This is a genomic window from Candidatus Contubernalis alkalaceticus (assembly GCF_022558445.1).
Classification (GTDB): domain Bacteria; phylum Bacillota; class Dethiobacteria; order SKNC01; family SKNC01; genus Contubernalis; species Contubernalis alkaliaceticus.
Genome location: NZ_CP054699.1, coordinates 1,875,699 through 1,888,884, shown reverse-complemented (window position 1 = coordinate 1,888,884; position 13,186 = coordinate 1,875,699). Strand labels below are relative to the sequence as shown.

The window sequence follows — 13,186 nt, the reverse complement described above, 5'->3', positions numbered from 1 at the left end:
TGCCCCTCCCAATTTACAATTCCTCTTCTAAGGTTAACATTTCTTCCCAGATTTTTATTCTCCCCTCTGCATCCTGAAGATCAATTTTTTCCAGGGCATATCCCGCATGAATAAGAACATAATCATCCTCTTTTACATCGGGAACCAGGGTAATTCCCACCCAGCGGGACACCCCAAAGGAGTCAACCAGAGCAGTTCGGTTTTCATCATTAATCATCATAACTTTTGCCGGAACTCCCAGACACATGATTTAGCCACCTCCAGTAAGTGATAACCGCCTGCCCCAGGGAAATTCCTCCATCGTTAGGCGGCACATTTTGATGAGTAAATACCTCAAATCCCAGCTTATTCAATAATTCTTCAGAGCGGATCAGGAGATACTGGTTATGCCAGGCTCCTCCGCTAAAAACTACTTTTTTTATTGCACTTCTTTCACTGATTATCAATACTGCTTTTTCTATAATAGACACCAGCGTATCATGAAAACGGCGGGCTGCTAAATCTTTCTCCTTATGACTCTGAAAATCCTCCACCAAAGCCTTCCAGGTAGAAGCCGGATCTATAATTCCCCCTTCAATAGTGAAGGGATAGGGTTCTATTTCTGTACATTTACAAAGTTTCCTGTCTAAAACTAACTCCCCTAGTTCAATTGCTGCCTGACCTTCATAACTGCTTGTTTCGCAAACTCCTAAAAATGCAGAAACTGCATCGAAAAATCGGCCGCAGCTGGAGGCCGGGGGACAGTTAAAATTTTTTTCCAAAAGAATAACGATGGCTTCCAGTTCTTTCCCTTTATCTATAAACCTCTCCCGGGCAATAGTTTTTCCCTTCTCCCCCAGGCAGGTAATGAGATATGACACAGCAGCTCTCCAGGGCTGCTTCACAGCCATTTCTCCACCGGGCAGCGGCAGGTATGACAGGTGAATTTCCCTCTGAAAATCCAGATAATCCCCGGTAAAAAATTCAAAACCCCACATTTTTCCATCCAGTCCGTATCCGGTGCCGTCAAGGATTATCCCAATTACCGGCTCATTTAGACCATTTTCTGCCATACAGCTAGCCATGTGGGCGTGGTGATGCTGTACTGAAAATTTTTCTTCCGCCGGTATTTCCCCGGCCATCCTGGTCGTCCAGTAGTGAGGATGCATATCGTAAGCCAGGATTTTGGGCTCCAGCTGAAAAAATCTTTTAAAGTGCTCCAGACTGGCAAGGAAGTGCTCTTCAGATTCCACGGAATCCATTTCTCCGATATACTGGCTGAGAAATGCCTGCTCACCCCTCATAAGGCAGAAAGTATTCTTCATTTCACTGCCCAGGGCCAGCACCACTTCTTTTTTTTCTTCTTTGCCCGTGTTGGTGTTTTCCCTGACCCCCTGTGGGATGGGAATAACTATGGGCTTGGGAACATACCCCCTGGACCGCCGGTACATCTGCGGCTTATCTTTTATTACTGTCATCAGGGAATCGTCACAGCGGTTGACTATGTCCCGGTTGTGCCATAAAAAATAATCGGCAGTTTCCTTCAGTTCTATCAGAGCTTTTTCATTGTCCCGGGTTAAAGGCAGGTCTTTTAAGTTAGCGCTGGTCATAACCAGTAGTTCAAAGGGGCCGTTAAAAAGTAAAAAGTGGAGGGGGGTATAAGGCAGCATAATTCCTAGAGTTTTCAAATTTGGAGCAATGTCTTCAAACAGATCCCTTTTTCTCTTTTTTAAGATTACAATGGGCGCTTCCGGAGACAGGAGAAGTTCCTCCTCCTGTTCTCCCAGAAAACAGTATGTTTTAATTGTGTCTAAATCCCTGGCCATTACCGCAAAGGGCTTAAACGGCCGGTTTTTTCTTTTTCTCAAGGCAGCCAGGGCCTTCCGGCTGTGGGCGTCACAGGCCAGGTGAAAACCGCCTAAACTCTTTATCGCAATAACCATTCCTTCCCCCATGAACTTCCAAAAATTGTCCAGCCAGTTCCCCGGAACATCACAGCCTTTTTCATCCACCAGTGCTACCTCCGGGCCGCATCGGGAACAGGCAATGGGTTGAGCATGAAACCTTCTGTCTGTTGGTTCATGGTAATCCCGGTAACATTCATCGCACATGGGGAAAGGCTCCATAGAGGTTTTGTCCCGGTCATAGGGTACATCTTTAATCAGGGTAAACCGGGGTCCGCAGTTGGTACAGTTGGTAAAGGGATAGAGGTAATGTCGGTCCTTTGGATTCAGCATATCCTGCTTACATTCCTGGCAGCAGCCCACGTCCGGTGGAACCAGGGCTTCTCTCCGGGATTCCTTTTGGCTGGTCAAAATGGTAAACCCTTTAAAACATTTTTGGGGTATTACTTCCCTGGTAATATGTCTAATCACCGAAAGGCGGGGAGGCTTGTTTAACAAATCGTTATAAAATCCTTCAACTTTGTTTTCCTCCCCCAAAATTTCTATGATCACTCCGAGAGTGGAATTTAAAACAGTCCCAATAAGGCCGTGTTTTAAAGCCAGGTTATAAACATAAGGGCGAAAACCTACTCCCTGTACAATTCCTTTAACAGTTATTCGCCAACAGAGCTGTTTTTTGCTTTTTGCATATCCCTGATCCATGCAATCCACTCTCCCATTCCATCTCCTTTTGTAGCAGAAGCAGGAAATACCTCCAGACTACCGTTAATATCCTTAATTTCATCAATTACTTGTTCCAGTTGAAAGTCTGTATAAGGTATAAGGTCAATTTTATTAATAATACAGCCCCTTGACTGTCTGAAAATCAGGGGATATTTTGCCGGCTTATCACTGCCTTCGCTGACACTTAAAACCGCAATCTTAAAATCTTCACCCAGGTCGAACTCTGCAGGGCAGACCAGGTTGCCCACATTTTCTATCACAATCATATCCAGGTTTTCCAGGGGAAGTTCCTTCAATACCCCGCCTATCATACCCGCATCCAGGTGGCAGGCACCGGCGGTATTAATCTGTATGACCTCAACGTTTTTATTTTCCAATCGCTCCGCATCCCGACTGGTATAAATATCTCCTTCAATGACTGCAATATTCATTTCCCCAGCCAGCGCATCCAGCATCTTCTCCAGGAGAGTAGTTTTTCCTGCCCCCGGTGAACTGATTAAGTTGATGGTTAAAATGTTATTACGGGAAAAAATGCCCCGATTTCTCTCAGCCATACCAGTATTGACTTTTAATAAATCCTGGGCCATAAACACTTTCACAAGAACCGCCTCCTTATATTTGTAAATATGCAGACTTAATTATAATTTATCTCTTTTTTTTAGGGTATAAGACCCCCACCTCTAAGCGTTAGCGTAGGTGGGGCTTATAATCAGGTGGAGTAGAGTCTCCACCTGATTCCCCGATGTTTCAGCTTGCTGAAACGAGTTCACTCACCTTCAATATATTCCACAGACAGCTCTCTACCTTGTACTATCTCAGTCCTGCTGCCGGCACATTCAGGACAGCTATATTTTAAGCCCTTGGGCCTAAACAACAAATGACAATCCTGACAGGAAAGCTTTATGGGCCTGATTTCAATTTCCAGAACCGCCCCCTGGGCAGGAGTATCCCTGCTCAGTACCTCAAAAGCAAACTGTAGTGCTTCAGGCATTGCTGAGGTCATTTTTCCCACAACAATTTTTATTTTTTCTATTTTTTTAATTTTATGCGTTTCCGCCTGTTCCAGCACTGCCTCCAGCATGCCTTTTACCAGGGCCAGCTCATGCATAATTCCACCTTACCTTATAAATTAGTTTAAGAGTTGAAATCTCCGGGATAAAGCTCTTTTTTCTTATTTGATGATGGCTTTCTAAGCATTTAAATTTAAATTTTTCACTATTATGATAAACAATATTATTTCAGCAAAATAATATTTTTACATTATGAAAAAGGATTCTTAAAAATTAAAGTGAATAATTCAATTAACATATATTAACTATATACCCATATTAGTCTAGTACCTATTATATATTATTATATATTAGTGTATAGCAGGAATTAAGAATAGGTTGAAAGAGAAGTATGTTTGATTTAAAAAAATTTCCTTGAAGCTGTTATTTTTGTCACATGCTGTTATATTTTGTCGTATTATACATAAACTGCTTTTATTTTTGTTGATATTATTTTAGTATTTTTTTCATTCTGGTTGTGACTATAGTAACATATTTTGTGATTTATATACCATGTTAACATAATTAAGCAAATTTGTAAATAATATGTTTTTATTCTTCGGTGTTTATGCACCAGATATAAATAAGGATGTGATGCCCGGGATAAAAAAATCTTAAACATCCAATATTACATTAAGCTAAAGGAGGCGAAACTAATGTCCAAGGAAGTAACAGAATATCCTGTGATTTGGCTGCAGGCCGCAGCATGTACCGGCTGTTCCATATCCCTCCTCAACACAGCCAGCCCTACTATTAAAAACATCCTGATCGACGAACTGATTCCAGGTAAACATGTCAGCTTACGGGTTCACCCCAATGTTATGGGCGGTGCCGGTGAACAGGTGATAGAACTGCTGGAAAAAACCGTACAGGAAAAAGGAAAATATATTTTAGTGGTTGAAGGAGCCGTCCCCACTGCAGAAGATGCAGTATATGGAGCGGTGGGAGAAAAAGATGGAAAACCAGTCTCCATGTTAGAACGAGTAAAAACTTTAGGAGAAAATGCTTTGGCCGTATTAGCGGTAGGAACCTGTGCAGCCTTTGGAGGACTGCCCGCGGGAGATCCAAACCCCACAGGTTGTAAATCGGTTATGGATGTTTTTAAACAGAATGGGATCAACACCCCGGTTATCAATATAGCCGGATGCCCCCCCCACCCGGATTGGTTTGTAGGAGTGGTAGCCCAGGTAGTTATATACGGTATACCCGGACCTGAAGCTTTTGATGATTTTGGCCGTCCGCTGCTTTTCTTTAAAGACTTGATTCATGAAAACTGCCCCCGCAGGGCTTACTTTGATGAAGGCAAATTCGCCAAAAAACAGGGAGATCCCGAGTGCCTTTATGAAATAGGATGCCGTGGGCCCATCGCTTATGCCGACTGTCCTACCCGGATGTGGAACAACGGTAAAAACTGGTGTATTGGCAGCGGGGCTCCCTGCAGCGCCTGCACACAGCCGGAATTTCCCGACTTAGGTTCTCCGTTTTTTGAAAAAATTAAAGATGATGACCTACCTAACATCGGTGAAGAATAAATTAATTGCAACGGAAAGGAGGGTAATTTATGGGAAGTGTAAAAATTAATATTGATCCTGTAACCAGGATTGAAGGACACCTGAAAATAGAAACCATTGTTGAAGATGGAGTAGTAAAAGAAGCGAAGAGTTCCGGAATGCTTTTTAGAGGATTGGAGCTGATTTTAAAAGGAAGGGATCCCCGGGATGCACAGGTAATCACCCAGAGAATTTGTGGAGTCTGTCCAACACCCCACGCCATTGCAGCGGTAACCAACCTGGACAGCGCTTTTGGTATTGCCGACCAGGTTCCTACCAATGGAAGAATTGTCCGAAACCTGATTCAAGGTATGTGTGATGTTCAGGACCATATTCTGCATTTTTACCACCTGGCAGCCCTGGACTATGTGGATGTGGCCCAGGTTGCCAAATACGAAGGTAGTGACCCTGTTATAAACTCTATTAAGGATTTTGTTGCCCGGGGAGAACTGGGACCATTTCTCCCCCGCTATGAAGGGGACTACCGGCTTCCTGCCGATATAACCCAGGAAGTTGTGGGCCACTATGTGAAAGCCCTGGAGATGAGGCGCAAAGGACAAGAGGCTGTGGCCATTTTTAATGGCAAGATGCCCCACGGCTGCGGTGTGGTACCAGGAGGAGCCGTTGAACTTCCCAGCGTAGATAAGATCGCTGCTTTTATCTGGATGCTTAATGAATTAAAGGATTTTGTTGATAATGTATACCTGCCCGATGTGGTAGCGGTAGCCCAGGCATACAGCGACTACTTTGGCATTGGTGCCGGATGTAAAAATTACATGTGCTACGGCAGCTATGACCTGGAGGACGGACAGGCGGACCAGTTGAAACGGGAACGTTTCTATGGACATGGAACCACCTCCGCCGACCTGGTCCACCAGGAATTGGACCCCTCAAAAATTTCCGAACAGGTTAAATATTCCTGGTATGCTGATTCTACCTCAGGGAAACATCCTTCCCAGGGAGAAACAAAGGTAGATTATCAAAAAGAAGAAGCTTACTCATGGCTGAAAGCTCCCCGCTACGACGGAAAGGTTTATGAGGTAGGCCCTCTGTCCACGATCCTGGTAAACTACACCAGGGGACAGGCGCAGGTAAAAGATCTGGTAGATGCATACTTAGCTAAATTGAATGCAGGACCTGAAGTTCTCTTCTCTGTTCTGGGAAGGCACCTGGCCAGGGCTCTTCACACTAAACTCACTGCAGATAACATGGTTAACTGGGCACTGGGTGTAAAACCCGGCGAGCCGGTTAATATACAGTATGAAATTCCCGATGAAGGAACCGGAATGGGCCTGACGGAAGCAACTCGTGGAGCCCTGGGACACTTTATTGAAATTAAAGATAAAAAAATCGCCAACTACCACTGCGTTGTTCCTACCACCTGGAACGCTTCACCTAAAGACGACCAGGGAGTTCCTGGACCAATTGAACAGGCATTAATAGGAACACCGGTAAAAGATAATGATAATCCCTTTGAACTGGTCAGAATTGTTCGTTCCTTTGACCCGTGTATAGCCTGTGCAGTCCATATCGTATCACCCAAAGGCCGGGATTTATCCCGGTTCCGCATAACTTAAAGTAAATTCCTGAAAAAGGAGGGGTGTAGAATGTTATTATCTGAATTTAAGCCAATGGAAGAAATTCTAGATTTTTTAAAAAATGATAATAAAGTATTCCTGCTGGGATGTAAGGGCTGTGCCGAGTCCAGCGGAACCGGCGGAATGGCTGATGTGAAAGAAATGAAGGTCAAATTGGAAGCTGAAGGCAAAGAGGTTACTGGATTTACAACCGTGGACTTTCTTTGTCAAAAAACCCTGATAAAGTCCAGGCTGGCTCCCCTTACCGACCAAGTAATGGCAGCTGATTCAGTATTGGTAGCCTCCTGCGGCATAGGCGTACAGGCTTCTGCCAGTTCTATCAATAAGTACTGCCGCCCCCTGTGTAATACTATCTCTTTGGGTGATCAGCGGGGTAAGTGGGTCAGTTTTGAGCGGTGCAGAGAATGTGGAGACTGCGTACTTGATTATACCGGGGGAATCTGCCCCATTACCAAGTGTTCCAAGAGTCTCTTAAACGGGGCTTGCGGCGGAGCTTCCAAAGGGAAATGTGAAGTAACCCCGGAAATGGACTGTGGTTGGGAGCTAATTTACAAACGTCTTAAAGAGCTAAATCAGCTGGATAAGCTGAAGGTTTATATTCCGCCCAAAGACTATGCAAAGTTCCATGTTCCAAGCAAATTAATTAATTCAACCCTTTATGATATTGAATTTACCGAAGAAGGGGGTGCTTAATATGATGTCATTTCAGGAGTCTCTGGATAAATTTACCATAACTTGCGAAATGGGACCGTTAAAAGGTTGCGACACTCATGAAATTGTTGAAGTAGCGCATTTATTAAAAGGAAAGGTTCATGCAGCTAATGTGACAGACCAGCAGAGTTCCGTTTTGAGGTTGGGCCCACTGGTTACCAGCCACCTGCTCCAGGAGAATGGGCTGGAGGCTGTCCTACAGATGACCAACCGGGACAGGAACCGGATTGCTATTCAATCAGACCTGCTCAGCGCCGCTGCATTGGGTATCAACAATGTGCTCTCACTCACCGGTGACTACCAATCCCTGGGGGATCACCCCCATGCCAAAGGAGTATTCGATTTGGATTCCGTGCAGTTTCTGGCCACGGTAAAAACCCTAAATGATGGAAAAGACCTCTCCGGTCTTGAACTTACTGGAGTTCCCAATTTCTGTGCCGGCGCCGTGGTAAACCCTGGCGCCGATACGGAAGCTTCCTACGAACTTCAAATCATCAAAATGGAAAAGAAAGCGGAACTGGGAGCAAGGTTCTTCCAAACCCAGGCAGTTTACGACTTTGATGTATTCGAAAAATTCATGAAGCGGGTTTCTCACATCAATGTTCCGGTACTGGTGGGCATTATTCCCTTAAAAAATGCTGGTATGGCCAAGTATATGAACAAATTTGTTTCTGGAGTTTTTGTCCCTGAACATTATATTGAAAGAATGGCCAAAGCAGAAAACAAGGAACAGGAAGGAATTAAGATTGCTGCTGAGCTGATTAAAGGCTTAAAAGATATGTGCCAGGGGGTACACGTTATGGCCATTGGTTGGGAAAAGGCAGTGCCTGAAATCCTGGCAGAGAGCGGCCTTTTGTAATAACTCAAGAAAAACAGGGGAGACTAACATTTATGGGAAATAATGCTTCTGAGATTCAGGCTCAAAAAAACACAGGCAGCAATATTTTGGTGCTGGGTGTTGGCAACATATTGATGGCTGATGAAGGAATAGGGGTACAAATTATAAACAAAATGCAGAACCTGGACCTTCCGGAAAACGTCGAACTGCTGGATGGAGGAACAGCAGGGCTTGACCTCATTCCTTACATGAAAGATAAAAAGAAAATTATAGTTATCGACTGTGTTGACACAGAAGATCCTCCGGGCACTGTTTACAGGATGACTTCCCTGGACCTGGAGGAAATCAATACCTTTACCATCAGCTCCATGCACCAAATTGGTCTGGCGGAAACCATTAAACTTTCCCGGATATTAGGCAACAACGCGGAAATGATTATTATTGGAATCACTCCAAAAAATTATAAAGAATACAGCCTGAAAATTAGTCCGGAGTTGGAGGCCGTAGTAGACAAAGTGATAGAAATCGTTATACAGGAAATAGAATTATAAAAAAAGCCGGTGAAATACCGGCTTTTTTTATGAATCTTTTCTTCCCAAGTAATTTGCGATTTTAACCATGTTTTCCAAATGCTTTTTTTAAAACCATAAAGCTCGCCAGAAATCATTAATTCTTCTATAGTCATTTTCTTAAAAGAAACATGCATATACAAAAAGAAGGTGTATACAAATAAATTTAATGCTAAAATAATACTATGCATTGCAATTGGGAGCGAGTTTTATGAAAAAAACTACTATCGGTAGTTCACCGCAGATGGCTTAATTTACATATATAATTGACTTAAGCAATCAATATAAATTATGATGAAGAAAAGGGAGTTTAGATCATATGGCTAAACAAAGGGGGAAAGGCTATTGAACGCTATTGAAACCAGGGCCCTGACTAAGTATTACGGTAAATCCCGAGGCATGGTGGATGTGGACCTAACGGTAAAGGAAGGAGATATATTCGGTTTTATCGGACCTAACGGCGCTGGCAAGTCTACCATGATCCGTACACTGCTCAATTTTATCTTCCCTACCAGCGGGACTGCAAAGGTGTTGGGTTTGGATGCTATTAAAGAAACGAAAAAAATCAAAGGACAAGTAGGTTACCTGCCCGGTGAAGTGGATTACTATGATGATATGAGTGCAGGGGAACTACTCCACTATTCTGGGCGTTTTTACAAAAAGGATTACACCAAAAACCTGGAGGAATTGGTGGAATTATTTGATTTAGACATCAAAAAAAGTATTCACTCTCTTTCCTTGGGCAACAAAAAAAAGGTGGCTATTATCCAGGCTTTACTTCATGAGCCAAAACTACTTATTTTAGATGAGCCCACCGGCGGTCTTGATCCACTTATGCAGAAACGTTTCTTTACCCGTCTGCAGGAGGAAAACAAAAAAGGTACTACAATCTTCTTCTCATCTCATGTACTCAGTGAAGTGCAAAGACTGTGCCATCGGGTGGCCATCATTAAAGAAGGCCGCATTCTCAAGGTTGAAGATATGGATGCCCTGCGAAACAACCAGTTTCGCAACGTCCGCATCAATTTTGCTGAAACCATACCAAAGCTGAACATTCCGGGGATCCTGAATTCCCATCAAGAAAACCGCACCCTTCATCTGTTTTTTAATGGCGATGTCAACCAATTGGTTCGGGAGTTGGGACGTTATCAGCTTAATGGCCTTTGGTTGGAGGAGCCCACTTTGGATGAGGTATTCATGCACTACTACGAGAAGGAGGAATACTAGATGAATATCCTGCTGCGAGAGTTAAAATCTAACCGCCGATCCCTTATTATTTGGGGGATTGCATTGGCGCTCCTCAGTTTCTTGATGATGGCTATTTATCCCTCTTTCGCTGCTGATGCTGCCCAAATGGAAGAACTCTTTTCTGTTTATCCCGAAGGGTTTATGAAGGCCTTTGGGATGGATAAACTGAGTTTGGGCGATGCCATGGGTTGGTTTGCTCTGGAAGCTTATTTAATGATAATTCTCTTTGGAAGCATGTTTGCTGTGATTTTAAGTTCTTCCATGCTGTCCAAAGAAGAGGATGAAAAAACCATAGAATTTTTACTGGCCAAACCCGTTACCCGCAATCATGTGGTAACCAGCAAGTTACTGGCCTATGTAGGTTATCTGCTGGCCTTTAATGCCGGGGTCGGGGTGGTGACTTTTATCGGGTTTGAGATCTTTGCCGAAGAATATTCCCGCATAGAACTGCTCAGGCTTATAGTCGCCCCTTTTCTAGCTCATCTGTCCTTTGCCAGTGTTGGGTTTTTATTATCACTATTTTTTACCCGCAGAAAATCTGCCTATTCGGTGGGAATAGGTTTAGTCTTGCTGATTTATTTTATTAATATAATGGCAACCCTGTCAGATAAGGTAGAATTTCTTCGCTATGTATCACCTTTTTATTACATGGACGCCGCGGACATCATTGTGAACGGAAGGATTAATCCTCTGCACACGTTGATTTTGCTTATGGTTTCTGCCTTGGCCATGAGTGCCACCTATCTCCTCTATAACCGCCGGGACATTACTATTTGATGAGCCGACCAACCACTTGGATAACGACATGGTCTTATAGCTTGAGAATTATCTCATAAAATAAGATGTCTGATAAAAATGGGTCAAATTTAAAATTTATAAATCAAACAGCGGTGTATTCAAACAGGATACGCCGCATTTTTGTATTGCATTTCATGGTTGACATAATTATTAAGATAATTTAAGATTTGCCATTAAATTAATAAAGGGAGTATCTTATCAGTGAACTCGTTTCAGCAAGCTGAAACATCGGGGAATCAGGTGGAGACTCTACTCCACCTGATTAAAAGCCCCACCTACGCTAACGCTTAGAGGTGGGGGTCTTATACCCTAAAAAAAAGAGATAAAATTTGTGTCTTTTAGCAAAGAAAAAAAAGTGTAACCGGTATAGCGGTGGGTTGTTAGATAAGAGCTTCTTTTTTTGCAGGAAAAATTTATTTGTAAAATGAACTTTTTTACGTGCCATGACAATATATAAGTGAATGGCCATTCTAGAGGAAATATTGTGGAAAGGAGAAGCTCCTTGGATATTACAGAATTAAGCGATCTTGTTATTGTACACGGAAAATATATCTATAGGTTTTGTTACAAGCTTGAAAAGAACGGTCCCGATGCGGATGACCTGTACCAAGAAACATTTCTAAAAGCGATGGAACTGTGCCATAAAATTGATAATAACAGCAATCCTAAGGGGTTTCTCATTTCCATTGCTTTAGGGTTATGGAAAAATAAATGCCGCAAATTTGCCTGGCGGCAAAGAATAGCACCGACAAAGGAACTAAAGGAAAATGTAAGTAATCATTGGATTTTCATGGAAGAATCAACCCCGGAGGAAATCGTCATATATAATGAACAATGGGTGATGCTTCAAGCTGCTGCGGATACACTAACCAATAAATTAAAAATTCCTTTGTATATGTACTATGTTGCAGAAATGTCCGTTAACGATATTGCCTCGGTTCTGAAGATTCCGCAGGGAACGGTAAAAAGCAGGTTGCATAAGGCCCGGAAAATCTTGAAAAAAATTTTGGAGGTTCATGAGTATGAAAACTTTTGATGATTTTGATCAATTGTTAAAGCAATCTCTTTCTCCGACAGTTGAGCCCAGTGAAGAATTAAACCGAAAGATTATAAATCGATTAAAGGAGAGGAATAAAATGAGAAACAAGGTTCCTAAAAAAATGTTTCCAGCGGCACTGATTGCTACTTCACTTATCTTTGCCATGTTCGTTACTGTTTTTGCAGCAATACATCTTCTCAACTCAAAGCAAGTAGCTGAGCACCTTGGCGATCAAACCCTAGCCCAAGCTTTTGATGGGCAAGATGCTGTTGAAGTTAACGAATTGGTTGTTTCCGGCGGATATAACTTTACTTTGCATGGTATTGTTTCAGGGCAAGGTCTAACTGACTTTGCTGTCTCCGGGCAGGAGATATCCCCCGATAGAACTTATGCTGTAGTTTCAATCGCCAAGCAAGACGGTAGTAAAATGACTGATATCCAAGATGAGGAGTATGACGAGGTTTCGTTTTTTGTGTCTCCGCTGATCAAGGGCCAAAATCCTTGGCAATTTAATATAGCGTCCATGAACGGCGGATATAGTGAATTCGTAATTGATGGAGTTATGTATAGGTTGATTGATTGCGACGGAGTAGAAATATTTGCCGATAGAGGGGTTTATCTTGCTATAAGCAGCAGTAATTTTTATGATATAAATGCGTTTAACTATAATGAGGAAACCGGTGAAATCAGCCTTAACGAAGATTACGAAGGAGCCAACGCTCTTTTTGATTTGCCGCTGGATATAACAAAGGCGGATCCTGATAAAGCTGAAAAATATTTGCAGCAATTATGGGATAATACAGAGGATTCAGGGAGTAGCGAAGAAAAAATTTTTGATTGGGATGACGAGCTGGCTAACGCTGTGATGGTGCGTGAATCTCTTAAAGAAGTTACTTATGATGAAGACGGCCTGGCCTGTTATGAATATAAAAACCATAAAATTGCTTTTAATCCAGATGTTTTTTTTGCAGAAGATCAGACACCCAAACTAGTAAGTATTGCCGAGGCGGATGGGGAACGGACTGCTATTTTATGCTCAAAAGATGCTGAGGGCTTAATTTTCTGTAGTGTATGGCTGTTAAACTGAACCGGACCGCCCGCCACTGGCGGAGTAAGTCCATATTAAATACTACAACCATGGGATTTAAACTCCCGTGGTTGTTTTTGCTCCCATCTATTT

Annotated in this window: 13 protein-coding genes; 9 read left to right on the top strand and 4 right to left on the bottom strand. The window is 42.8% G+C overall.

Annotated elements, in window-relative coordinates:
* Positions 1-13 precede the first annotated feature (13 nt).
* The 4 genes from HUE98_RS09380 to hypA form a co-directional block, all read right to left on the bottom strand.
* Positions 14-247 carry a HypC/HybG/HupF family hydrogenase formation chaperone gene (locus HUE98_RS09380; protein ID WP_241420401.1) on the bottom strand — a complete coding sequence of 78 codons (234 nt, stop codon included), beginning with the start codon at positions 245-247 and terminating at the stop codon, positions 14-16.
* Complete coding sequence (gene hypF, locus HUE98_RS09375) at positions 210-2,585, bottom strand: carbamoyltransferase HypF (protein ID WP_241420400.1); 2,376 nt, start codon at positions 2,583-2,585, stop codon at positions 210-212. The genes HUE98_RS09380 and hypF overlap by 38 nt, the downstream gene beginning before the upstream one ends.
* Positions 2,537-3,205 carry a hydrogenase nickel incorporation protein HypB gene (hypB, locus tag HUE98_RS09370; protein WP_241420399.1) on the bottom strand — a complete coding sequence of 223 codons (669 nt, stop codon included), beginning with the start codon at positions 3,203-3,205 and terminating at the stop codon, positions 2,537-2,539. The genes hypF and hypB overlap by 49 nt, the downstream gene beginning before the upstream one ends.
* Before the next feature lie 167 nt (positions 3,206-3,372).
* The gene (hypA, locus tag HUE98_RS09365; RefSeq protein WP_241420398.1) at positions 3,373-3,714 is read right to left on the bottom strand and encodes a hydrogenase maturation nickel metallochaperone HypA; all 342 of its coding nucleotides are present in this window, start codon (positions 3,712-3,714) and stop codon (positions 3,373-3,375) included.
* Between the two features lie 597 nt (positions 3,715-4,311).
* On the opposite strand from hypA, the gene HUE98_RS09360 reads away from it, so the two are divergent.
* The 9 genes from HUE98_RS09360 to HUE98_RS09320 all read left to right on the top strand — a co-directional run bounded on the left by HUE98_RS09360 (position 4,312) and on the right by HUE98_RS09320 (position 13,093).
* Positions 4,312-5,187, top strand: coding sequence for a hydrogenase small subunit (locus HUE98_RS09360; protein ID WP_241420397.1), 876 nt, complete (start codon positions 4,312-4,314; stop codon positions 5,185-5,187).
* A 29-nt stretch (positions 5,188-5,216) separates the two neighbouring features.
* On the top strand, positions 5,217-6,782 hold the full coding sequence (locus HUE98_RS09355) for a nickel-dependent hydrogenase large subunit (RefSeq protein WP_241420396.1): 1,566 nt from the start codon (positions 5,217-5,219) through the stop codon (positions 6,780-6,782).
* A 30-nt stretch (positions 6,783-6,812) separates the two neighbouring features.
* Positions 6,813-7,496, top strand: coding sequence for a methylenetetrahydrofolate reductase C-terminal domain-containing protein (locus HUE98_RS09350; protein WP_241420395.1), 684 nt, complete (start codon positions 6,813-6,815; stop codon positions 7,494-7,496).
* 1 nt (position 7,497) lies between these two features.
* Positions 7,498-8,373, top strand: coding sequence for a methylenetetrahydrofolate reductase (locus HUE98_RS09345; protein WP_241420394.1), 876 nt, complete (start codon positions 7,498-7,500; stop codon positions 8,371-8,373).
* A gap of 32 nt (positions 8,374-8,405) precedes the next feature.
* Complete coding sequence (locus HUE98_RS09340) at positions 8,406-8,903, top strand: HyaD/HybD family hydrogenase maturation endopeptidase (protein ID WP_241420393.1); 498 nt, start codon at positions 8,406-8,408, stop codon at positions 8,901-8,903.
* A 363-nt stretch (positions 8,904-9,266) separates the two neighbouring features.
* Positions 9,267-10,148: an ABC transporter ATP-binding protein gene (locus HUE98_RS09335; protein WP_241420392.1), complete on the top strand. Its 882-nt coding sequence runs from the start codon at positions 9,267-9,269 to the stop codon at positions 10,146-10,148.
* Positions 10,149-10,946, top strand: coding sequence for an ABC transporter permease subunit (locus HUE98_RS09330; protein ID WP_241420391.1), 798 nt, complete (start codon positions 10,149-10,151; stop codon positions 10,944-10,946).
* Positions 10,947-11,469: 523 nt separating this feature from the next.
* A complete protein-coding gene (locus HUE98_RS09325; RefSeq protein ID WP_241420390.1) occupies positions 11,470-12,003 on the top strand; it encodes an RNA polymerase sigma factor in 534 nt (177 codons plus the stop codon).
* Entirely contained in the window at positions 11,990-13,093 is a 1,104-nt protein-coding gene (locus HUE98_RS09320; protein ID WP_241420389.1) for a hypothetical protein, read from the top strand. Before HUE98_RS09325 ends, HUE98_RS09320 begins: the two co-directional genes overlap by 14 nt.
* Positions 13,094-13,186: the final 93 nt, after the last annotated feature.

Excerpts from the sequence above, each read along its gene's own strand:
- HUE98_RS09380 (WP_241420401.1), bottom strand. The coding sequence starts at position 247 with ATGTGTCTGGGAGTTCCGGCAAAAGTTATGATGATTAATGATGAAAAC.
- HUE98_RS09360 (WP_241420397.1), top strand. The coding sequence starts at position 4,312 with ATGTCCAAGGAAGTAACAGAATATCCTGTGATTTGGCTGCAGGCCGCA.
- hypA (WP_241420398.1), bottom strand. The coding sequence starts at position 3,714 with ATGCATGAGCTGGCCCTGGTAAAAGGCATGCTGGAGGCAGTGCTGGAA.
- hypF (WP_241420400.1), bottom strand. The coding sequence starts at position 2,585 with ATGGATCAGGGATATGCAAAAAGCAAAAAACAGCTCTGTTGGCGAATA.
- HUE98_RS09330 (WP_241420391.1), top strand. The coding sequence starts at position 10,149 with ATGAATATCCTGCTGCGAGAGTTAAAATCTAACCGCCGATCCCTTATT.
- HUE98_RS09320 (WP_241420389.1), top strand. The coding sequence starts at position 11,990 with ATGAAAACTTTTGATGATTTTGATCAATTGTTAAAGCAATCTCTTTCT.
- HUE98_RS09350 (WP_241420395.1), top strand. The coding sequence starts at position 6,813 with ATGTTATTATCTGAATTTAAGCCAATGGAAGAAATTCTAGATTTTTTA.
- HUE98_RS09345 (WP_241420394.1), top strand. The coding sequence starts at position 7,498 with ATGATGTCATTTCAGGAGTCTCTGGATAAATTTACCATAACTTGCGAA.
- HUE98_RS09340 (WP_241420393.1), top strand. The coding sequence starts at position 8,406 with ATGGGAAATAATGCTTCTGAGATTCAGGCTCAAAAAAACACAGGCAGC.
- HUE98_RS09355 (WP_241420396.1), top strand. The coding sequence starts at position 5,217 with ATGGGAAGTGTAAAAATTAATATTGATCCTGTAACCAGGATTGAAGGA.